This is a genomic window from Pseudomonas sp. MWU12-2319, from assembly GCF_023242525.1.
Taxonomy (GTDB): Bacteria; Pseudomonadota; Gammaproteobacteria; order Pseudomonadales; family Pseudomonadaceae; genus Aquipseudomonas; species Aquipseudomonas gingeri_D.
On the sequence record NZ_JALJES010000002.1, the window covers coordinates 323,958 to 345,928 of the forward strand.

Sequence of the window (21,971 nt, forward strand, 5' to 3'; positions counted from 1 at the left end):
TGCCTTATGCGGTCAATCCTGGCTTGTCACCCTGTGCATCCAATAAAGCCATGAACGCCCGGGCGGCATTCGACAGAGTCCGTTCCGTGTGCAGGATATAGCCTAGCTGGCGAGTCAGTTGTATGCCCGGTAAAGGAATGCGTGCCACCTGGTCATCGAGCATGGTTCGCGGCAGGACGCTCCAGGCCAGGCCGATGGAGACCATCATCTTGATGGTTTCCAGATAATTGGTACTCATGGCGATGTTCGGCGTCAGGCCCTGGGCTTCGAACAGGCGCTGGACGATATGGTGGGTAAAGGTATTGCCCCCCGGGAAGACCGCCGGGTGATGGGCGATGTCCTTGAGACTGACCGGACCGTGGCTGACCAGCGGATGCTCGAGGGCGACGACGAAATCCAGCGGGTCGTCCCACACCGGCACGGCGCGTACCAGGCTGTGGGGTTCCGGGGCCAGGGTGATGACTGCCAGTTCGGCGCGGCCGTGAAGAATTTCCTCGTAGGCAATTTCCGAATCTAGGAACTGAATATCCAGTGCTACCTGTGGGTAGAGTCGGGTAAAGGCCCGCAGCAGGGGTGGCAGACGGTGCAGGCCGATATGATGGCTGGTGGCCAGAGTCAGTCGGCCGCTGACTTCGCCGGTCAGGTTGGTCAGTGCCCGGCGGGTATCGTCGAGTACATTGAGAATCTGGTAGGCGCGCGGCAGCAGGGCCCGGCCGGCCTCGGTCAGGCCGATTTCGCGGCCCAGGCGGTCGAACAGGCGGACATTGAGTTGTTGTTCGAGGCCGGCGATGCGCTTGCTGATGGCCGGCTGTGTCAGGTGCAGGCGCTCGCCCGCGCCGGAAAAGCTGCCGGTCTCGGCGATGGCGATAAAAGCGTTGAGGTTGGCCAGGTCCATTCTAGTATTCCACTTGGTTATCCAAAGCATAAAAAATATGAATTTGAGTTATTCACTCTAACCCCATAGCATCGACCTCACAAGCCAAGGGGTTATTGAGAACAGCCATCAATAAACCGGGGCATAGAAACAAGCTGATGAGGAAACGTCTGATGGCCGGCAAAACGCTTTACGACAAGCTCTGGGATTCTCACGAAGTGAAACGGCGCGACGATGGGTCGTCGCTGATCTATATCGACCGTCACATTATTCATGAAGTGACTTCGCCCCAGGCTTTCGAAGGCCTGCGCCTGGCCGGGCGCAAGCCCTGGCGTGTCGACTCGATCATTGCCACCCCGGACCACAACGTGCCGACCACTCCGGAACGCAAGGGCGGGATCGAGGCGATTGTCGACCAGGTATCGCGTTTGCAGGTGCAGACCCTCGACGATTACTGCGATGAATATGGCATCACCGAATTCAAGATGAATGACGTGCGTCAAGGCATCGTCCACGTGATCGGCCCGGAGCAGGGTGCAACCTTGCCGGGCATGACCGTGGTCTGCGGCGACTCCCATACGTCGACCCACGGCGCTTTTGGGGCCTTGGCCCACGGTATCGGCACTTCCGAGGTCGAGCATGTGTTCGCCACCCAGTGCCTGGTGGCCAAGAAGATGAAAAATATGCTGGTGCGGGTCGAAGGCACCTTGCCGTTTGGCGTGACCGCCAAGGACATCGTCCTTGCCGTGATCGGCAAGATCGGCACCGCCGGCGGTAACGGCCATGCCATCGAGTTCGCCGGCAGTGCGATTCGCGACCTGTCCGTCGAAGGCCGCATGACCATCTGCAACATGTCCATCGAAGCCGGTGCCCGCGTGGGTCTGGTGGCCGCCGATGAAAAGACCGTGGCCTACGTCAAGGGCCGTCCTTTCGCCCCGAAAGGCGCGGAGTGGGATTTGGCCGTCGAAGCCTGGAAAGAGCTGGTCTCCGATGCCGATGCGGTGTTCGACACCGTGGTCGAACTGGATGCCGCGCAGATCAAGCCGCAGGTCAGCTGGGGCACTTCGCCGGAAATGGTCCTGGCGGTTGACCAGAACGTGCCGGACCCGGCTCGCGAGCCCGATCTGGTCAAGCGTGGTTCCATTGAGCGCGCCTTGAAGTACATGGGTTTGACCGCCAACCAGGCGATCACCGATATCCAGCTGGACCGCGTCTTCATCGGTTCCTGCACCAACTCGCGGATCGAAGACCTGCGTGCCGCTGCCGTGATCGCCAAGGGCCGCAAGGTCGCCTCGACCATCAAGCAGGCGATTGTCGTACCGGGTTCGGGTCTGGTGAAAGCCCAGGCGGAAGCCGAAGGCCTGGACAAGATCTTTCTCGAAGCCGGTTTCGAATGGCGCGAGCCGGGTTGCTCGATGTGCCTGGCGATGAACCCGGACCGCCTGGAAAGCGGCGAGCACTGCGCCTCGACGTCCAACCGTAACTTCGAAGGGCGCCAGGGCGCCGGTGGTCGTACCCACCTGGTGAGCCCGGCCATGGCCGCCGCCGCCGCCGTGAGCGGTCGTTTTGTCGACGTTCGTGAATTGATCTGAGGAGCGCAGCATGAAAGCCTTTACCCAGCACACCGGTCTTGTCGCGCCTTTGGATCGTGCCAACGTCGACACTGACCAGATCATTCCCAAGCAGTTCCTGAAGTCGATCAAGCGCACCGGTTTCGGCCCCAACCTGTTCGACGAATGGCGTTACCTGGACGTGGGTTATGCCTACCAGGACAATTCCAAGCGGCCGTTGAACAAGGAATTCGTGTTGAACGCCGAGCGTTACCAGGGCGCCAGTGTGTTGCTGGCCCGGGAGAACTTCGGTTGCGGTTCCAGCCGTGAGCATGCGCCGTGGGCTCTGGAGGAGTACGGCTTCCGCAGCATCATTGCGCCGAGCTATGCCGATATCTTCTTTAATAACAGCTTCAAGAACGGCCTGTTGCCGATCATCCTCGACGACAGCGAAGTCGACGAGCTGTTCCAGCAGGTCGAGGCGACGCCGGGTTATCAGTTGACGGTCGATCTGCAGGCGCAGACCGTGACCCGTCCGGACGGCAAGGTCTATCACTTCGAAGTCGATGCGTTCCGCAAGCATTGCCTGCTCAACGGCCTGGACGATATCGGCCTGACTTTGCAGGACGGCGAGGCGATTGCCGCGTTTGAAGCCAAGCACCGGGCCAGTCAGCCGTGGTTGTTTCGCGACGCTTGATTTGAGGTAGGCAGGGCCGGCCTCTTCGCGGGCAAGCCCTGCTCCTACAGTTTTGCGTCGTACACAAAAGCTGCGTACGACATAACCTTGTAGGAGCAGGGCTTGCCCGCGAACGCGGCCTGACCGGCGCTACAAAACTTGAATATGTAGCTGATATTAAGGAGCTCTCATGACCGGCAACGCCCACACCGCAGTCGTTCAAAAGCAATTCGGCGAACAGGCCAGCGCCTACCTGAGCAGCGCCGTGCACGCCCAGGGCGCCGAATTCGCCCTGCTCCAGGCCGAGCTGGCCGGACGCTCCGACGCCCGGGTCCTGGACCTGGGCTGCGGTGCCGGTCACGTGAGCTTCCATGTCGCCCCGCTGGTCAAGAAAGTGGCCGCCTATGACCTCTCGCAGCAGATGCTCGACGTGGTCGCAGCGGCGGCCGCCGAGCGCGGCCTGAACAATATCGCCACGGTATGCGGTGCGGCCGAAAGCCTGCCGTTCGCCGATGGCGAGTTCGACTTTGTCTTCAGCCGCTACTCGGCACACCACTGGAGCGATCTGGGGCAGGCCTTGCGGGAAGTGCGGCGGGTGCTCAAGCCCGGTGGCGTGGCCGCGTTCATCGACGTCATGTCCCCCGGCAGCCCGTTGTTCGACACCTACCTGCAAAGCGTCGAGGTTTTGCGCGACACCAGCCATGTCCGCGATTATTCGGCGGGCGAGTGGTTGCGCCAGGTCAACGAGGCCGGCCTACAGGTACGCAGTACCCAGCGTCAGCGCCTGCGCCTGGAGTTCAGCTCCTGGGTCGAACGCATGCGCACCCCGCAACCGTTGCGGACCGCCATTCGCGATTTGCAGCAGGCAATGGGCGCGGAAGTGCGAGAATATTTCGAGATTGAGGCCGATGGTTCATTCAGTACCGATGTGCTGGTGCTGTGGGCCGAGCGATAGACTTTTTCCAGCCGCGCCCGTGACCATGGGCGCGGCGACAGATGACATGAGGAAAGCATGAGCAAGCAGATTCTGATTCTCCCAGGCGACGGTATCGGTCCGGAAATCATGGCCGAAGCGGTCAAGGTGCTGGAATTGGCCAGCGAGAAGTACAGCCTCGGTTTCGAGCTGAGCCACGACGTGATCGGCGGTGCCGCCATCGACAAGCACGGCGTGCCCCTGGCCGACGAGACCCTGGAGCGTGCCCGCGCCGCCGATGCCGTGCTGCTGGGTGCCGTTGGTGGGCCGAAGTGGGACAAGATCGAACGGGATATCCGCCCTGAACGCGGCCTGCTGAAGATCCGCGCGCAACTGGGCCTGTTCGGCAACCTGCGTCCGGCGATTCTCTATCCGCAACTGGCCGATGCTTCCAGCCTGAAGCCGGAAATCGTCGCCGGCCTGGATATCCTCATTGTTCGCGAACTGACCGGCGGTATCTACTTCGGCGCGCCACGGGGTACCCGCACCCTGGAAAACGGCGAGCGCCAGTCCTACGATACCCTGCCGTACAGCGAAAGCGAGATCCGCCGCATTGCCCGGGTCGGTTTCGACATGGCGCGGGTGCGCGGCAAGAAGCTCTGCTCGGTGGACAAGGCCAACGTCCTGGCGTCCAGCCAGCTGTGGCGTGAAGTGGTCGAGCAAGTTGCCCAGGATTACCCGGACATCGAGCTGAGCCACATGTACGTCGATAACGCCGCCATGCAATTGGTGCGGGCGCCGAAACAGTTCGACGTGATCGTCACCGACAATATGTTCGGCGATATCCTGTCCGACCAGGCTTCGATGCTCACCGGCTCCATCGGCATGCTGCCGTCGGCGTCCCTGGATGCCCATAACAAAGGTATGTACGAGCCGTGCCACGGCTCTGCGCCGGACATTGCCGGGCAGGGCATCGCCAACCCGCTGGCGACCATCCTGTCGGTTTCGATGATGCTGCGTTACAGCTTCAACCTGCACGAAGCGGCGCAGGCGATCGAGACCGCGGTCAGCCGTGTGCTGGACCAGGGCCTGCGCACCGGTGACATCTGGTCGGCCGGTTGCACTAAAGTCGGTACGCAGGAAATGGGCGACGCAGTAGTCGCCGCGCTGCGGAATCTGTAATCTCTCGGGCCCACCGCCTCTTCCATCCCTGGAGGCGGTGACCCACTTTTGTAAAAGGTGTAGTTGCGATGAAACGTGTAGGTCTGATCGGTTGGCGCGGTATGGTCGGTTCCGTGCTCATGCAGCGGATGCTGGAAGAGCAGGATTTCGACCTGATTGAGCCGGTGTTTTTCACCACTTCCAATGTCGGTGGCCAAGGCCCGTCCGTGGGCAAGGACATTGCTCCGCTGAAGGATGCCTACAGCATTGAAGAGCTCAAGACCCTCGACGTGATCCTGACCTGCCAGGGCGGCGACTACACCAGCGAGGTTTTCCCCAAGCTGCGCGAAGCCGGCTGGCAGGGTTACTGGATCGATGCGGCTTCCAGCCTGCGCATGCACGATGACGCAGTGATCATTCTCGACCCGGTCAACCGCAAGGTCATCGACCAGCAGCTGGATGCCGGTACCAAGAACTACATCGGCGGCAACTGCACCGTCAGCCTGATGCTGATGGGGCTGGGTGGCCTGTTCGAGGCCGGCCTGGTGGAATGGATGAGTGCCATGACCTACCAGGCGGCCTCGGGTGCCGGCGCGCAGAACATGCGTGAACTGATCAAGCAGATGGGCGCGACCCACGCCGCTGTCGCCGATCAACTGGCCGACCCTGCCAGTGCCATCCTCGACATCGACCGTCGTGTCGCCGAAGCCATGCGCAGTGACGCCTACCCGACCGAAAACTTCGGTGTGCCCCTGGCCGGCAGCCTGATCCCATGGATCGACAAGGAACTGCCGAACGGCCAGAGCCGTGAAGAATGGAAGGCCCAGGCCGAGACCAACAAGATCCTCGGTCGCTTCAAGAGCCCGATCCCGGTGGACGGTATCTGCGTGCGCATCGGCGCCATGCGTTGCCACAGCCAGGCGCTGACCATCAAGCTGAACAAGGACGTGCCGATCGCCGATATCGAAGGGCTGATCAGCCAGCACAACCCCTGGGTCAAGCTGGTGCCGAACCAGCGTGAAATCAGCATGCAGGAACTGAGTCCGACCAAGGTCACCGGCACGCTGAATATCCCGGTGGGGCGTCTGCGCAAGCTGAACATGGGTTCGCAGTTCCTCGGTGCCTTCACCGTGGGCGACCAGTTGCTCTGGGGCGCGGCCGAACCGCTGCGGCGCATGCTGCGTATCCTGCTGGAACGTTGATCCGCTGAAACGCTGAAAAACCCGCGTCTCGTCAGATTCGCGGGTTTTTTTTATACCCTGCATCTCTGCAAGGCCCGCGTGCAATTGCCTGACCGCCTGGTCACGGGTAAAGTGCCGCTCCCCCCGTTTCACCTGAGGTCATCCCATGAGCCAGTCCTTTGATATTGCCGTGATCGGCGCCACCGGCACCGTCGGCGAGACCCTGGTGCAGATCCTCGAAGAGCGCGATTTCCCGGTGGCCAACCTGCACCTGCTGGCCAGCAGCGAGTCGGCGGGGCATTCGGTGCCTTTCCGCGGCAAGAACGTGCGGGTGCGCGAAGTCGACGAATTCGACTTCGGCAAAGTCCAACTGGTGTTTTTCGCCGCCGGCCCCGCGGTGACCGTCAGCTTTGCCCCGCGCGCGACAGCGGCGGGTTGCACGGTGATCGACCTGTCCGGCGCCTTGCCCGCGCCCCAGGTCGTGCCGGAGGCCAATCCCGAGGTGCTGGCGACCCTGGGCAAGCCGGTGCAGGTCGGCAGCCCGAGCGCGGCCGCCACGGCGTTGGCGGTGGTGCTGGCGCCGCTCAAGGGCCTGGATATCCAGCGGGTCACTCTGACCGCCTGCCTGGCGGTATCGAGCCAGGGCCGCGAGGCGGTGACCGAACTGGCCCGACAAACGGCGGAGTTGTTGAATGTCCGTCCGCTGGAACCGCGCTTTTTCGATCGGCAGATGGCGTTCAACCTGCTGGCCCAGGTCGGCAAGCCGGATGCCCAGGGGCATGTCTCCCTGGAAAAACGCCTGGTCAGCGAACTTCGCGAACTGCTCGCCGCACCTTTGTTAAAAATTTCAGTGACTTGCATTCAAGCCCCGGTGTTTTTCGGCGATAGCTATAGTGTCTCTCTGCAAACCGCCGGCGAGGTTGATCTGGCCGCGGTGAACGCTACGCTGGAAGCGGCGGCGGGAATCGAGCTGGTGGAAGCCGGCGACTATCCGACGGCGGTGGGTGACGCGGTGGGCCAGGATGTGGTTTATGTCGGGCGGGTACGTCGCGGTGTGGACGACCCGTGTGAGCTGAGCCTGTGGCTGACAGCCGATAATGTACGCAAAGGCGCGGCATTGAACGCTGTGCAACTGGCAGAGCTGTTGATAAAAGACCTGCTGTAAAAGATACTTGGCGGCAATTTGCAGAATGACTCTAGCCTGACGCTATGCTCAGGCTGGTTGCTGGAGGTGAACCTGTCCTCGGGCATTTGCAAGGGCGTCGGCTGAAACCGCGCGCTGCGGCGATGTTTTCAAGGGCGCGCACGCTGCCGCAAGGCGGGCGACACCACCTTCTCGCTAGCCGAGGAATGCACAAACAAAGGAAGAGGCTATGGTTCAAGTTCGCAAACTGGTGTTAGCAATAGCGGCCGCTTCGGCGCTGTCTTCCGGTATGGCACACGCGCTTGGGCTGGGGGAAGTGACCCTCAAGTCAACTCTGAACCAGCCATTGCTGGCAGAAATCGAATTGCAGGATGTCAGTGGTCTCAGCGCCTCGGATATCGTGCCGAGTCTGGCCTCGCCCCAGGCCTTCGCCGATGCCGGGGTCAGTCGCCAGGATTTCCTCAACGACCTGACGTTCACGCCGGTGATCAACCCCAACGGCCGCAGCGTGGTTCGGGTCACCTCGAGCAAACCGTTGTCCGAAGCCTATGTGCGCTTCCTGGTGCAGGTGCAGTGGCCCAATGGCCGGTTGATGCGCGACTACAGCGTGTTGCTCGATCCGTCGAAATACACCCCGCCCGCTGACGCCGCCAAACCAGCTGCTGCTCCGACGGCAGCCGCCGCGCCTGTGGCGCCGGTTACCGCGCCGACCAAGGCCAAGCAATACACCACCGGCCCCAAGGACACCTTGTGGGATATCGCCCTGAAGGAGAGCAATGGCGCTTCCGTGCAGCAGACCATGCTGGCGATCCAGGCGTTGAATCCGGGGGCCTTCCTCGACGGCAATATCAACCGCCTGAAGACCGGCCAGGTGCTGCGTCTGCCTGATCGCGTGGAAAGCCGCGCCTTGGCACAACCCAAGGCTATCGCTGAAGTGGCGGCACAGAATGCCGCCTGGCGTGCGGGACGGCGCTCGCCCCATGCCGGCAAGCAACAGATCGATGCCACCCGGCACAAAGGGACCGAGGGCGCGCCGACCAAGGCTGCTGCCAAGGACAACCTGAGCCTGATCTCCGCCGAGTCCGGCAAGAAGCACGGCAAAGGTGCCGCCGGCGATAGCAAGGCCCTGAACAACAAACTGGCGGTGACCCAGGAAAGCCTGGACACCACACGTCGCGACAATGCCGAGCTGAAGAGCCGGATGGAAGACCTGCAAAGCCAGCTGGACAAGTTGCAGCGTCTGATTCAGTTGAAGAACGATCAGTTGGCCAAGTTGCAGGCCGACGGTGCGACAACCACGCCTGCGGCACCCACTGCCGGGCAACCGGCCAACGCCATGTCCGCCCAGTTGGCGGCCAAGCCGGAAGTGGCCCCCGCGCCGATCGCTCCGGCGGCGGAAGTGGCCAAGCCTGCAGCGGTTGTACCGCCGATCCAGCCTGACGCCGCCGTGCCCCAGGAGCGCAAGCTCGATGACCTGCTGGCCAGTCCGATCCTGATGGGACTGCTGGCCGGTTCCGTGGTGCTGGTGTTCCTCTTGCTCCTGCTGTTCCTGGCGCGTCGTCGCAAGGCCAAGCAGGAAGCGGAAAAACACCTGCGCATGGCCCGGGCGCTGAACGAGGAAGGTGGTTTTTCCGAAGAGCTGGATATGCCTGAAAGCAGTTTCGAGGGTCTGGAGGTCCCTCCGCCGAGCGTAAAGCTGGCACCCGCTCCGGCCCCGGTCCCGGCCGCTGAGCGTCCTACCGATGTACTGGACCAGGCTAACCTGCATATCCAGCGCGGTCACCTGAACCAGGCGGCCGGCTTGCTCGAAGAAGCGGTGAAATACGAACCACAGCGTACCGATGTGCGCCTGAAACTGATGGAGGTCTACGGCCAGCAGGGCGATCGTGATGCGTTTATCGCCCAGGAGCGGCAGTTGCCTGCCGGTCAGCACCAGGCCGAAGTCGAGCAGCTCAAGAGCCGTTTTCCGTCGATGATCGCGGTTGCCGCGGTGGCCGGGCTCGGAGCGGCCGCGGTGGCGGCTGAACTGAGCGAGGATTACGTCAAGGAATTGCTGGCCGATGAGCCGCCGGCGCCAGTGCCCGCTCCAGCTCCTGTTGCGGCGCCGGCACCGGTGGCGGCAGCGGACGATCTCTTCGACAGCGATTTTGACCTGAGCCTGGATGATCTCGAAGCCGCCTCGCCAACGGTGGTTGCACCGGCCAAGGCGGATCTGGATGACCTGCAACTGGATGACGACCTGAGTTTCGAGTCGATTCTGGGGCAGCAGGCAGGCGCCACGCCGGCGCTGGACGACGATTTGAGTTTCGAGTCGCTCATGGAACAGCATGCCCCGGCCAAGCCGGCCCTCGACGACCTGGCGGATTTCGATCTGGACCTGGGTGGGGAAGCGCCGCTGTCGACTTCAGCGGACGAGGACTTCCTGCTGAGCCTGACCGAAGACCTGAAGGATTCCGACGCCGAGGTCCCGACCCTGGGCGCCGGCGGTCTGGATGATCTGGATCTGCCGGCGGATTTCGATCTGTCGCTGGCGGACGAACTGGAGGCGCACGCCGGCCCGAATGCGTTCACCGACGAGCTGGATGACGTCAACGCCGAGCTGGATCGTCTGTCCCAGAGCCTGGAGCAGCCGCCGCTGGCTACACCGAGCCTGGCGGCCGACGAATTGCCCGAGGACGAGTCGTTCGACTTCCTCTCCGGCACCGACGAGGCGGCCACCAAGCTCGACCTGGCCCAGGCCTATATGGACATGGACGACAGCGATGGGGCGCGGGATATCCTCGCCGAGGTGCTGAACGAAGGCAGCGAGGCGCAGAAAGCCGAAGCCCGGGAGATGCTCAAGCGTCTGGCTTGATCGGTGCTTCAACAAAAAACGGCAGCCTTCGGGCTGTCGTTTTTATTTGTAGGGCCAACTAAAAGTCCCTGGTGCATGGCGTCTCGGCCGGCTGGCCTTATAATGCCCGCCTTTGCGTCAACCAGCAGGCTGTGAGTTCTTGGCAAATATAGATAATCCGGCCGCCGAAGTGGCGGCCGACGGCGTCTTCAGGATCGCCCTGGGCGTCGAGTACAAGGGCTCGCGCTATCGCGGCTGGCAACGTCAGGCGTCCGGTGTGCCGACGGTGCAGCAGACCCTGGAAGAAGCGCTGTCGAAAGTGGCGGATTCGCCGGTTTCGCTGATGTGCGCCGGGCGCACCGACGCCGGCGTGCATGCCTGTGGCCAGGTGGTGCACTTCGATACCCAGGCCGAGCGTTCGCTGAAGGCCTGGGTCATGGGTGCCAATATCAATCTGCCCCATGACGTCAGCGTCAGTTGGGCGCAGGTGATGCCGGCGCACTTCCATGCGCGTTTCAAGGCCATCGCCCGGCGTTATCGCTACGTGATCTACAACGATCAGATCCGTCCGGCCCACCTGAACGAAGAGATCACCTGGAATCATCGTCCGCTGGATGTCGAGCGCATGGCCGAGGCCGCCCGTCACCTGATCGGCACCCATGATTTCAGCGCGTTCCGGGCCGGTCAGTGCCAGGCCAAGTCGCCGATCAAGGAAGTGCATCACCTGCGGGTCACCCGCCACGGCAAGATGATCGTCATCGATATCCGCGCCGGGGCCTTCCTGCATCATATGGTGCGCAATATCGCCGGGGTGCTGATGACCATCGGTGCCGGTGAGCGGCCGGTGGAATGGGCCCGTGAAGTCCTGGAAAGCCGGGTCAGGCGTACCGGCGGCGTTACCGCCCATCCGTTCGGCCTTTACCTGGTGCAGGTAGAGTATCGCGACGAGTTTGCCCTGCCGCAGCGTTACATCGGGCCGCACTTTCTCACCGGCTTCTCGGAACTTGACGGCTGACGCCCGGAAAAGCATTTGTTACCATCCGGGACTTTCTCGGAAAAGCACTCGGGGTTTTACGACATGTCCGCCGTTCGCAGCAAAATTTGCGGAATTACCCGCATTGAAGATGCGTTGGCCGCCGTCGATGCCGGGGCCGATGCCATTGGTTTTGTGTTCTACGCCAAAAGCCCGCGGGCGGTGACGTTCCAGCAGGCACGGGCGATTATCGCCGCCTTGCCGCCGTTCGTGACCACCGTCGGCCTGTTCGTCAATGCCAGCCGTTGCGAGCTGGGGGAAATCCTCGACGCGGTGCCGCTGGACCTGTTGCAGTTCCATGGCGATGAAACCCGCGAGCAGTGCGAAGGTTATCACCGTCCCTATATCAAGGCCTTGCGGGTCAAGGCCGGTGACGACATCGCCGCGGCCTGTGACGCTTACCCGAGTGCCAGCGGGATTCTCCTCGATACCTATGTCGAAGGTGTTCCCGGGGGAACCGGCGCGGCGTTCGACTGGTCCCTGATACCAACGGGCCTGAGCAAGCCGATTATCCTCGCCGGCGGCCTGACCGTCGACAACGTGGCCGAGGCCATCGCCCGGGTCAAACCCTATGCCGTGGATGTCAGCGGCGGGGTGGAGCAGGGCAAGGGCATCAAGGATCGTACAAAGATCGAAGCGTTCATACGCGCCGTACGCGGTTGCCGAGCGCCAATGTGACGGCTGGCAGCCTGCCGCCGTCCATGCATACCGCCGCAGAAAACAGGCGGGCCCGGTTGTTCGACGGGCCGAAAACGAATTGGAGAAAGACAGCATGAGCAACTGGTTAGTAGACAAACTGATCCCTTCGATCATGCGTTCCGAGGTGAAGAAAAGCTCGGTGCCTGAAGGTCTGTGGCACAAGTGCCCATCGTGCGATGCGGTGCTCTACCGTCCGGAACTGGAAAAGACCCTGGACGTCTGCCCCAAGTGCAACCACCACATGCGCATTGGCGCCCGTGCACGCATCGATATCTTCCTCGACGCCGAAGGTCGCGTTGAGTTGGGTGCCGACCTGGAGCCGGTGGACCGTCTGAAATTCCGTGACGGCAAGAAGTACAAGGACCGCTTGACCGCGGCCCAGAAGCAGACCGGCGAAAAAGATGCCCTGGTGTCCATGAGCGGCACCCTGCTGGGCATGCCGGTGGTGGTTTCCGCCTTCGAATTCTCGTTCATGGGTGGCTCCATGGGCGCCATCGTCGGCGAGCGTTTCGTACGTGCCGCCAACTACGCCCTGGAAAACCGTTGCCCGATGATCTGCTTCGCCGCTTCCGGCGGTGCGCGGATGCAGGAAGCACTGATTTCCCTGATGCAGATGGCCAAGACTTCGGCCGTACTGGCGCGCCTGCGTGAAGAAGGCCTGCCGTTTATCTCGGTGCTGACCGACCCGGTCTACGGCGGTGTTTCCGCCAGCCTGGCCATGCTCGGCGACGTGATCGTCGGCGAACCCAAGGCGCTGATCGGCTTCGCCGGCCCACGGGTGATCGAGCAGACCGTTCGCGAGAAGCTGCCGGAAGGTTTCCAGCGTAGCGAATTCCTGCTGGAGCACGGTGCGATCGACATGATCATCGCCCGCCAGGAACTGCGTCCGCGCCTGGGTAACCTGCTGGCGCAGATGATGGGCCTGCCGACACCCGAATACATCGCCTTGCCTGTTGAGCCTGTCATTGTCCCACCGGTGCCTGCAAGCCTATGACCGAACGTACCCTGGGCGAGTGGCTCGCCTACCTGGAGCAATTGCACCCATCGGCCATCGACATGGGGCTGGAGCGCTCGCAAGAGGTAGCGAACCGCATGGGGCTGGGCAGGCCGGCGCCTCGGGTAGTGACCGTGACCGGCACCAATGGCAAGGGGTCGACCTGCGCCTTTGTTGCCTCGTTGCTGCAAGCGCAGGGGCTCAAGGTCGGCGTCTATAGCTCGCCACATCTGCTGCGCTACAACGAGCGCGTGCAGATCAACGGGCTCGAGGCGACGGACGCGCAGTTGTGCGAAGCCTTCGCCGCCCTCGATGCCGGGCGGGGCGAGACCTCCCTGACCTATTTCGAGATGGGCACCCTGGCCGCGCTCTGGCTGTTCGAGCGTGCGGCCCTGGATGTCGTGGTCCTGGAAGTCGGTCTTGGTGGACGCCTGGATACGGTCAATGTGGTGGATGCCGACCTGGCGTTGGTGACCAGCATTGGTGTCGATCATGCCGAATACCTGGGCAACAGCCGTGAATCGGTGGCGTTCGAAAAGGCCGGGATCTTCCGCCCGGGCGCACCGGCGCTGTGTGGCGACCTGAATCCGCCGCAGCCGCTGCTGGACAAGGCTCGTGAGTTGGGTAGCCCGTTCTTCCTGCGTGGCCGGGACTTCGATCTTGGCCTCACCGATGCAAACTGGCAGTGGCGTGGCGTCGACCGCCAGGGCCGGGCGGTCGAGTTGCGCGATCTGCCGCTGCTTGGCCTGCCGATGGAGAACGCCGCCCTGGCCCTGCAGGCTTACCTGTTGATGGATCTGCCATGGCAGCCCGAGCGGATTGCCCAGGCGCTGCTGGATACCCGTATTGTCGGCCGGCTGGATCGGCGTAAGCTGACCTGGCAGGGCAAGTCCCTCAGCCTGATGCTGGATGTCGGGCACAATCCCCATGCCGCCGAATACCTGGCCGAGCGCTTGGCGCACAGTCCCTTGAAGGGGCGGCGTTTGGCGGTATTCGGGCTCTTGTCGGACAAGGACCTCGATGGGGTGGTTGCCCCGCTTGAGCGTCATATCCAGCACTGGGCGGTGACGCCCTTGCAGACGCCGCGCAGTCGCCCGGCGGCTGACCTGCAAACCGCCTTGGCGGCTCGTGGTGCGTCGGTGAGCGTCTACGAAAGTGTCGCCGCTGCGCTGGAAGGGCAATGCGCCCAGGCCACGGCCGATGACGAAATTCTGTTGTTCGGATCGTTTTTTTGTGTTGCCGAGGCGCTGGAGTGGCTGGCCCGGCGCGCCACGGAGGAGGCTGCCAATGGCAATGCTGGATAAAGCGTACAAGCAACGGATGGTCGGTGCCCTGGTGCTGGTGGCCTTGGCGGTGATCTTCCTGCCGATGCTGTTTTCCCGCCAGGACGAGCAGCGTCAGGTTAGGGTCGAAGCGCCGGCCGCGCCCCAGGCCTCGGTGCTGCCCCAGGTCAAGGTCGAGCCGGTGCCGGTTCCCGAGCCGCAGGCATTGCCCCCGGATTCGGTCCCGGCTGATGAGGAAGTCGAGGAAACGCCGGTGCCTCTCGCACCGGCACCGGCACCCAAGCCAGTGGCTCCGGTCGCGGCGGCCAAGCCCGTAGCCCCTGCGCCCGCCACCAAACCGGCTCCGGCCCCGGCGCAAACACCGGCCCAGGTGGTTGCAGTGGCGCCGGCCAAGCTCGATACCACGCAAAATCGCGTAGACCCCAACGGCCTGCCGATCAGCTGGTCGGTGCAGTTGGCCAGCCTGTCCAGCCGTGACAGTGCCGAAAGCCTGCAGAAGACCCTGCGCAGCCAGGGTTACAACGCCTATATCCGTTCTTCCGATGGCAAGAACCGGGTCTTTGTCGGTCCGCTGATCGAGCGTGCCGAGGCCGATCGCCTGCGTGACCTGCTGGGTCGTCAGCAGAATCTGAAGGGCTTTGTCGTGCGTTTCCAACCGGAACGCGGGTAAGCCCGCGGCTTTGTATCGAAATGCTCTGACAATCGCCTTACCAGTGGGGCGGCGCTCTGCTAAAATGCGCCGCCTTATCCGTCTGTAGGCTGCACTGTGCCATTTACCTGGGTTGACTGGGCGATTATTGCGGTAATCGTCGTTTCTGCGTTGATCAGCTTGAGCCGTGGTTTCGTCAAGGAAGCCCTGTCCCTGCTCACCTGGATCATTGCCGGCGCGGTCGCCTGGATGTTCGGTGGCTCGTTGTCCGTGTACCTGACCGACTATATCCAGACACCTTCGGCACGCGTGATCGCGGGCTGTGCAATCATGTTCGTCGCCACCCTGCTGGTGGGCGCCATGGTCAACTATCTTATCGGCGAACTGGTTCGCGTCACCGGCCTGTCCGGGACCGACCGCTTCCTCGGCATGGCCTTCGGTGCCGCGCGTGGCGGGCTGCTGGTGGTGGTGGCCGTCGGGCTGCTGAGCCTGGGGCCGGTCCAACAGGATTCGTGGTGGCAGGGCTCCCAGCTCGTGCCAAAATTTCTATTGGTCGCCGACTGGTCCAAGAACCTCATCCTGGGGTGGAGCAGTCGGTGGTTAGCCAGCGGAATCAGCGTACCCGCTGACCTTCCGTTCAAGGAACATCTCTTGCCGGCCAAAACGCCTCAGTAAGAGCTGTTCAGTTCAGATTCATTAAGTAGGGGTTGCGTCGCATGTGTGGCATCGTCGGTATCGTCGGTAAGTCGAACGTCAATCAGGCGCTGTATGACGCGCTAACCGTGCTCCAGCACCGCGGCCAGGACGCTGCCGGTATCGTGACCAGCCATGACGGCCGGTTATTCCTGCGCAAGGACAACGGCCTGGTCCGCGATGTATTCCATCAGCGGCACATGCAGCGCCTGGTCGGACACATGGGCATCGGCCATGTGCGTTACCCGACCGCCGGCAGTTCGACTTCGGCTGAGGCCCAGCCGTTCTATGTCAACTCGCCGTACGGCATCACCCTGGCCCACAACGGTAACCTGACCAACGTCGAACAGTTGGCCAAGGAAATCTACGAGTCGGATCTGCGCCACGTCAACACCAACTCCGACTCGGAAGTGTTGCTCAACGTGTTCGCCCACGAGCTGGCCCAGCGCGGCAAGCTGCAACCGACCGAAGAAGACGTGTTCGCCGCGGTGACCGACGTGCACAACCGCTGCGTCGGTGGTTACGCGGTGGTGGCGATGGTGACCGGCTACGGTATCGTCGGTTTCCGCGACCCCCATGGCATCCGTCCGATCGTGTTCGGCCAGCGTCACACCGACGAAGGCGTCGAGTACATGATCGCCTCGGAGAGCGTGTCCCTGGACGTGCTCGGTTTCACCCTGATCCGCGACCTGGCACCGGGCGAAGCGGTGTACATCACCGAAGACGGCAAGCTGCACACCCGTCAATGCGCGACCAACCCGTCGTTGACCCCGTGCATCTTCGAACACGTCTACCTGGCGCGTCCGGATTCGATCATCGACGGCGTGTCGGTATACAAGGCGCGTCTGCGCATGGGCGAGAAGCTGGCGGAGAAGATCCTGCGCGAGCGTCCGCAGCACGATATCGACGTGGTCATCCCGATCCCGGACACCAGCCGTACCTCGGCCCTGGAGCTGGCGAACCACCTGGGCGTGAAGTTCCGCGAAGGCTTTGTGAAGAACCGCTATATCGGCCGGACCTTCATCATGCCGGGCCAGGCGGCCCGCAAGAAGTCCGTGCGGCAGAAGCTCAACGCCATCGAGCTGGAATTCCGTGGCAAGAACGTCATGCTGGTGGACGACTCCATCGTGCGCGGCACCACGTGCAAGCAGATCATCCAGATGGCCCGCGAAGCCGGCGCGAAAAACGTCTACTTCTGCTCGGCGGCCCCGGCGGTGCGCTACCCGAACGTCTACGGTATCGACATGCCGAGTGCCCATGAGCTGATCGCCCACAACCGCACGACCCAGGACGTGGCCGACCTGATCGGCGCCGATTGGCTGATCTACCAGGACCTGCCGGACCTGATCGAGGCCGTCGGTGGTGGCAAGATCAAGATCGAGAACTTCGATTGCGCGGTGTTCGACGGCAAGTACGTCACCGGCGACATCGACGAGCACTACCTGGCCAAGATCGAGCAGGCGCGTAACGATGCGTCCAAGGTCAAGACCCAGGCGGTCAGCGCGATCATCGACCTGTACAACAACTGAGTAAAAACCGGCTCTGGGGTGTGGCCGCGGTCCTGAAAACACCGCCGCCCTGTAGGAGCCGGGCTTGCCCGCGAAGCTTCTGGCGGTCTCAAGGGCCCCTTCGCGGGCAAGCCCTGCTCCTACAGGGGTCGTGTCCACCCTTAAAACCGGTTTTAATCTTCAAGAGAATCGAACAAGGAGTGGCAGCATGAGTCAGGAATGGGATGCCGGTCGGTTGGACAGCGATCTCGAGGGCGTAGCCTTCGACACCCTGGCCGTCCGTGCCGGTCAGCACCGCACGCCGGAAGGCGAGCACGGCGACCCGATGTTCTTCACCTCCAGCTACGTGTTCCGCACCGCCGCCGATGCGGCGGCGCGTTTCGCCGGGGAAGTGCCGGGTAACGTCTACTCGCGCTACACCAACCCCACCGTGCGTTCCTTCGAAGAGCGCATCGCCGCCCTGGAAGGGGCCGAGCAGGCGGTTGCCACCGCCACCGGCATGGCCGCGATCATGGCCGTGGTCATGAGCCTGTGCAGTGCCGGCGACCATGTGCTGGTCTCGCGCAGTGTGTTCGGTTCCACCATCAGTCTGTTCGAGAAGTACTTCAAGCGCTTCGGTGTTGAAGTCGACTACGTGCCCCTGGCCGACCTGTCGGGCTGGGACGCGGCGATCCGGCCGAATACCAAGCTGCTGTTCGTCGAATCGCCGTCCAATCCGCTGGCTGAACTGGTGGATATCGCCGCGTTGGCTGAAATCGCCCATGCCAAGGGTGCGATGCTGGTAGTGGACAACTGTTTCTGCACGCCGGCCCTGCAACAGCCTTTGAAGCTGGGCGCGGACATCGTCGTGCATTCGGCGACCAAGTTCATCGACGGCCAGGGCCGTTGCATGGGCGGCGTGGTTGCCGGGCGTGGCGAGCAGATGAAGGAAGTCGTCGGTTTCCTGCGCACCGCCGGGCCGACCCTCAGTCCGTTCAATGCCTGGATTTTCCTCAAGGGCCTGGAAACCCTGAACCTGCGCATGCGCGCCCACTGTGCCAATGCCCAGGCCCTGGCCGAATGGCTGGAGCAGCAGGACGGTATCGAGAAGGTCCATTACGCCGGCCTCAAGAGCCACCCGCAGCACGAACTGGCCCAGCGTCAGCAGCGCGGTTTCGGTGCGGTGGTGAGCTTCGAGGTCAAGGGCGGCAAAGAGGGCGCCTGGCGCTTTATCGACGCCACCCGACTGATCTCGATCACCGCCAACCTGGGTGATAGCAAGACCACCATCACCCACCCGAGCACCACTTCCCACGGCCGCCTGGCGCCGCAGGAACGTGAGGCCGCGGGGATTCGCGACAGCCTGATCCGTGTCGCCGTCGGCCTCGAAGACGTGGCCGACCTGCAAGCCGACCTGGCTCGCGGGTTGGCGGCCTTGTGATCGAGTGGTCCCTGGACACGGCCGTTGCCAATAACGGCCGTGTCGCCCTGGTGACGGGCGCGGCCCGTGGTATCGGCCTGGGGATCGCGGCGTGGTTGATCAGCGAAGGCTGGCAGGTGGTGCTCACCGACCTCGATCGTCGCCGTGGCGCCAAGGTGGCCCGGATCCTGGGCGAGAATGCCTGTTTCATCGGCATGGATGTGGCCGATGAAGCCCAGGTGGCCCAGGGCGTTGCCGAGGTATTGGGCCGTTTCGGCCGGATCGATGCCCTGGTGTGCAACGCGGCGATTGCCGACCCGCACAACATCACCCTTGAAAGTCTCGACCTGGCGCACTGGAATCGTGTGCTGGCGGTCAATCTCGGCGGGCCGATGTTGCTGGCCAAGCACTGCGCGCCTTATCTGCGTGCCCACTGCGGCGCGATCGTCAACCTGGCCTCTACCCGTGCGGCGCAGTCGGAACCCGACAGCGAGGCCTATGCGGCGAGCAAGGGCGGTCTATTGGCCCTGACTCACGCCCTGGCGATCAGCCTCGGGCCGGAGATCCGGGTCAATGCGGTCAGTCCGGGCTGGATCGATGCCCGCGATCCCTCGGTACGTCGGGCCGAGCCGTTGAGCGACGCCGACCATGCCCAACATCCGGCGGGAAGGGTAGGGACGGTCGAGGATGTGGCGGCGTTGGTGGCCTGGTTGCTGTCGAGGAATGCGGGGTTTGTCACCGGCCAGGAATTCGTGGTTGACGGTGGCATGAGCCGCAAGATGATCTACCGGTAGGAGCGAGCTTGCTCGCGATGGACGTCAACGATAACGCGGGAAGTCTGCTAGCCCGTAGTGTTCCGGCTACCATCGCGAGCAAGCTCGCTCCTACAGAGAGCAGGGCTTGATGGTCTTGCCTGTGACACGAATCTGTCTTTTTCTGAAAAACTTCAAGCAGGCTATTGACTTAGGTCCGCTACCTGCGTAAATTTCGCGGCCTCAACGAAGCAAAGGGTGATTAGCTCAGCTGGGAGAGCATCTGCCTTACAAGCAGAGGGTCGGCGGTTCGATCCCGTCATCACCCACCACTCGTTGAGCTTCTCGCAAGAGAATCGGATGTTCCGCAAGGAGCTTCCAACCGACGCGCAGCGGTAGTTCAGTCGGTTAGAATACCGGCCTGTCACGCCGGGGGTCGCGGGTTCGAGTCCCGTCCGCTGCGCCATATTTGTACAGGTCGCCTTGTGCGGTCTGCGATTGAAAGGCACCGAAGCTTTTCGATCACGGGTTTCAAGATTTCAAACGGACGCAAGTCCGAGCGATACGCAGCGGTAGTTCAGTCGGTTAGAATACCGGCCTGTCACGCCGGGGGTCGCGGGTTCGAGTCCCGTCCGCTGCGCCATACACCGCTTCAAGGCCCTTGAACTCCTTGAAGCAAAGAAAATGCCCCGGCTTGCCGGGGCATTTTTTTGCCTTTTTTTTGCCCTCCACTGCCTGGGCTTCTTGTGCTGACTTGAAGTCGTCCCCTTCGATTCTCTTGTGACACGTTTTAAATACGCTGCGAATGTTTAAAAAAGTGTCATGAAAGTTCCTTCTTTGCTCTTCCTTTGAAAGTTGCAAACTTTCGTTATTTATTTCCTTTGCAACGGCACTTCGTGGTTATCCGATCTAGGACGATTCCTATGTTTTCGGCCCCCCCCTTTGACTAGAGTGAATCCACGCAGCGCCTGGCTTGCCGTGTGCGCAGGGCGCTGAGGTTTAACGTCTTTCACTTTGGTTTGGCGTGCCTGAAGGGCATTTTCATGGGGCTGGAATATGTCGATAAAAGAACTGATTCCTTATATTAATACCCTGCCAGACAGGCCCTGCGGTCCGAACTTGGAATACCGCGCGGACTTTATTCAACTGTTAGAAGAAATAGACGGCGGCAACGAAGTTCAATACGGCGATCATGTGTACCCCGCAACGCCGGTGGACTGGCAACGGGTACGCTCGCTGTGCCTGACGCTGCTGGAGGATGCTCTCGACCTGCGGGTGGCGGTTTGCCTGGCGCGGGCCTTGCTGGAATTGCACGGGCTGCCCGGCTTTGTCGATGGCTTGCGGCTGATCGACAGTCTGCTGCGTGAGCGCTGGGAGGATGTTCACCCGCAGCTCCTGGCCGAAGACGATCACGATCCGCTGATGCGCCTCAATACCCTTGCCGAGCTGGCGGTGCCCACCAGTGTGGTCCAGGTGCTCAAGCGTCAGCAGCTGGGCAATGCCATGGGCCTTGAACCGCTGCGTGTGACCGATCTGGCCTGCATCGCCGAGTCCGCCGAGGAGGAGGTCCGGACACAAGGACTGGCGCGTCTGGGTGCGCTGATCGAGTCCAAGGCCCGTGCTGAGCTGATCGAGAACCTGAGCTTGTTGAGGGCTCTGGTCGAACTGATCGCGCGGATCGGCGCTTGTCTGGAGGAAAAAATCGCGGCCCCCGGTATTTCGCCGCTGGACGGCCTCGGGCGGGCCCTGGACAAGTGGTGCCGCATCGCCGAAGAGCGTTGCGATGTCGTCTTGCCGCCGCCAGGCGATGATTTGCCCCAGGCCCTGGCCACCGATGTGACAAGTCGTGCTCCAGCCACCTGGAGCGGTGTCTGCCAGTCCCGTGAGGACGTAGTCCGCGCCCTGGATGCCATTTGCGCTTACTACGCCCAGCACGAACCTTCGAGCCCGGTGCCCTTGCTGGCGGCCAGGACGCGTCGGCTCGCCAGCATGAGTTTTCTCGAAGCGATCGCCGAACTGGTGCCAGGCAGCCTTGCCGACCTGCATGCGCTGGGCGGTATCACCGATGACTAACCTTTCCCTCCCTGCTCAGGTTTATCTGTATGTCCAGTAACAACAGCCAGAAATTCATTGGGCGCAACCGTGCGCCACGGGTCCAGATCGAATATGACGTCGAGTTGTACGGCGCCGAAAAGACCATCGAGATCCCCTTTGTCAACGGCGTGTTCGCCGATCTCTCGGGGGCCAACCGGGACGACCTGCCGCCGGTGGCCGAGCGCAAGTTCCTGGAAATCGATATCGACAATTTTGATGAGCGCATGGCCGCCATCGAACCCCAGGTGCGCATCAGTGTGCCCAACCAACTGACGGGGGAAGGGCAGATGGCGGTGTCGCTGGCCTTCAAGAGCATGGACGACTTCTCGCCCGGTGCCGTGGCCCGCAATGTCGAGCCGCTGCGTGAACTGCTGGAGGCGCGCAATCAACTGGCCAACCTGCTGACCTATATGGACGGCAAGAGTGGCGCCGAGCAACTGATGGCCAAGTTGCTGGAAAACCCGGCCCTGATGCAGTCGCTGCTGGCCCACGCCAAGCCGGCGGCCACCGAGTCCGAAGACTGATGCCTTCGATG

19 protein-coding genes and 3 tRNA genes are annotated in these 21,971 nt (G+C 62.5%); 21 read left to right on the forward strand and 1 reads right to left on the reverse strand.

The annotated features are described in order from the left end of the window. Positions 1 to 4 precede the first annotated feature (4 nt). Positions 5 to 895, reverse strand: coding sequence for a LysR family transcriptional regulator (locus M5C01_RS04195; protein ID WP_152737394.1), 891 nt, complete (start codon positions 893 to 895; stop codon positions 5 to 7). A gap of 152 nt (positions 896 to 1,047) precedes the next feature. Between M5C01_RS04195 and leuC the strand changes: the two genes are divergently transcribed. From leuC to tssB, 21 genes are all read left to right on the forward strand, one after another. Next, a complete protein-coding gene (gene leuC, locus M5C01_RS04200) occupies positions 1,048 to 2,466 on the forward strand; it encodes a 3-isopropylmalate dehydratase large subunit (protein WP_103497619.1) in 1,419 nt (472 codons plus the stop codon). Between the two features lie 10 nt (positions 2,467 to 2,476). Next, complete coding sequence (leuD, locus tag M5C01_RS04205; RefSeq protein ID WP_103497618.1) at positions 2,477 to 3,121, forward strand: 3-isopropylmalate dehydratase small subunit; 645 nt, start codon at positions 2,477 to 2,479, stop codon at positions 3,119 to 3,121. A 169-nt stretch (positions 3,122 to 3,290) separates the two neighbouring features. Next, a complete protein-coding gene (locus M5C01_RS04210) occupies positions 3,291 to 4,055 on the forward strand; it encodes a class I SAM-dependent methyltransferase (protein WP_152737395.1) in 765 nt (254 codons plus the stop codon). Between the two features lie 57 nt (positions 4,056 to 4,112). After that, complete coding sequence (gene leuB, locus M5C01_RS04215; protein ID WP_103497616.1) at positions 4,113 to 5,195, forward strand: 3-isopropylmalate dehydrogenase; 1,083 nt, start codon at positions 4,113 to 4,115, stop codon at positions 5,193 to 5,195. Positions 5,196 to 5,263: 68 nt separating this feature from the next. Beyond that, complete coding sequence (gene asd, locus M5C01_RS04220; protein ID WP_152737396.1) at positions 5,264 to 6,376, forward strand: aspartate-semialdehyde dehydrogenase; 1,113 nt, start codon at positions 5,264 to 5,266, stop codon at positions 6,374 to 6,376. A gap of 145 nt (positions 6,377 to 6,521) precedes the next feature. Further along, entirely contained in the window at positions 6,522 to 7,520 is a 999-nt protein-coding gene (locus tag M5C01_RS04225) for an aspartate-semialdehyde dehydrogenase (RefSeq protein WP_152737397.1), read from the forward strand. Positions 7,521 to 7,728: 208 nt separating this feature from the next. Further along, positions 7,729 to 10,353: a FimV/HubP family polar landmark protein gene (locus M5C01_RS04230; protein WP_152737398.1), complete on the forward strand. Its 2,625-nt coding sequence runs from the start codon at positions 7,729 to 7,731 to the stop codon at positions 10,351 to 10,353. Positions 10,354 to 10,522: 169 nt separating this feature from the next. Further along, on the forward strand, positions 10,523 to 11,347 hold the full coding sequence (gene truA, locus M5C01_RS04235) for a tRNA pseudouridine(38-40) synthase TruA (RefSeq protein WP_177102600.1): 825 nt from the start codon (positions 10,523 to 10,525) through the stop codon (positions 11,345 to 11,347). Positions 11,348 to 11,410: 63 nt separating this feature from the next. Next, positions 11,411 to 12,043 carry a phosphoribosylanthranilate isomerase gene (locus tag M5C01_RS04240; protein WP_103497612.1) on the forward strand — a complete coding sequence of 211 codons (633 nt, stop codon included), beginning with the start codon at positions 11,411 to 11,413 and terminating at the stop codon, positions 12,041 to 12,043. Between the two features lie 94 nt (positions 12,044 to 12,137). Then, complete coding sequence (gene accD / locus M5C01_RS04245; RefSeq protein WP_100942980.1) at positions 12,138 to 13,058, forward strand: acetyl-CoA carboxylase, carboxyltransferase subunit beta; 921 nt, start codon at positions 12,138 to 12,140, stop codon at positions 13,056 to 13,058. Further along, positions 13,055 to 14,362 (forward strand): bifunctional tetrahydrofolate synthase/dihydrofolate synthase, encoded by a 1,308-nt coding sequence (gene folC / locus M5C01_RS04250; RefSeq protein WP_152737399.1) that lies wholly within the window; start codon positions 13,055 to 13,057, stop codon positions 14,360 to 14,362. The genes accD and folC overlap by 4 nt, the downstream gene beginning before the upstream one ends. Continuing rightward, positions 14,346 to 15,011, forward strand: coding sequence for an SPOR domain-containing protein (locus tag M5C01_RS04255; RefSeq protein ID WP_152737400.1), 666 nt, complete (start codon positions 14,346 to 14,348; stop codon positions 15,009 to 15,011). The genes folC and M5C01_RS04255 overlap by 17 nt, the downstream gene beginning before the upstream one ends. Positions 15,012 to 15,107: 96 nt before the next feature. After that, the gene (locus tag M5C01_RS04260) at positions 15,108 to 15,665 is read left to right on the forward strand and encodes a CvpA family protein (RefSeq protein ID WP_103497609.1); all 558 of its coding nucleotides are present in this window, start codon (positions 15,108 to 15,110) and stop codon (positions 15,663 to 15,665) included. Positions 15,666 to 15,706: 41 nt separating this feature from the next. Further along, the gene (gene purF / locus M5C01_RS04265; RefSeq protein ID WP_100942976.1) at positions 15,707 to 17,212 is read left to right on the forward strand and encodes an amidophosphoribosyltransferase; all 1,506 of its coding nucleotides are present in this window, start codon (positions 15,707 to 15,709) and stop codon (positions 17,210 to 17,212) included. Between the two features lie 187 nt (positions 17,213 to 17,399). Beyond that, positions 17,400 to 18,611, forward strand: coding sequence for an O-succinylhomoserine sulfhydrylase (locus tag M5C01_RS04270; protein WP_103497608.1), 1,212 nt, complete (start codon positions 17,400 to 17,402; stop codon positions 18,609 to 18,611). Continuing rightward, positions 18,608 to 19,384, forward strand: coding sequence for an SDR family oxidoreductase (locus M5C01_RS04275; protein ID WP_103497607.1), 777 nt, complete (start codon positions 18,608 to 18,610; stop codon positions 19,382 to 19,384). Before M5C01_RS04270 ends, M5C01_RS04275 begins: the two co-directional genes overlap by 4 nt. Before the next feature lie 214 nt (positions 19,385 to 19,598). After that, a tRNA-Val gene (locus M5C01_RS04280) sits at positions 19,599 to 19,674 on the forward strand. Between the two features lie 57 nt (positions 19,675 to 19,731). Beyond that, a tRNA-Asp gene (locus M5C01_RS04285) sits at positions 19,732 to 19,808 on the forward strand. Between the two features lie 100 nt (positions 19,809 to 19,908). Then, positions 19,909 to 19,985 (forward strand) — tRNA-Asp (locus M5C01_RS04290). Positions 19,986 to 20,398: 413 nt separating this feature from the next. Beyond that, on the forward strand, positions 20,399 to 21,415 hold the full coding sequence (gene tssA / locus M5C01_RS04295) for a type VI secretion system protein TssA (protein WP_152737401.1): 1,017 nt from the start codon (positions 20,399 to 20,401) through the stop codon (positions 21,413 to 21,415). Between the two features lie 29 nt (positions 21,416 to 21,444). Then, positions 21,445 to 21,960 carry a type VI secretion system contractile sheath small subunit gene (gene tssB / locus M5C01_RS04300; RefSeq protein WP_103495071.1) on the forward strand — a complete coding sequence of 172 codons (516 nt, stop codon included), beginning with the start codon at positions 21,445 to 21,447 and terminating at the stop codon, positions 21,958 to 21,960. Positions 21,961 to 21,971: the final 11 nt, after the last annotated feature.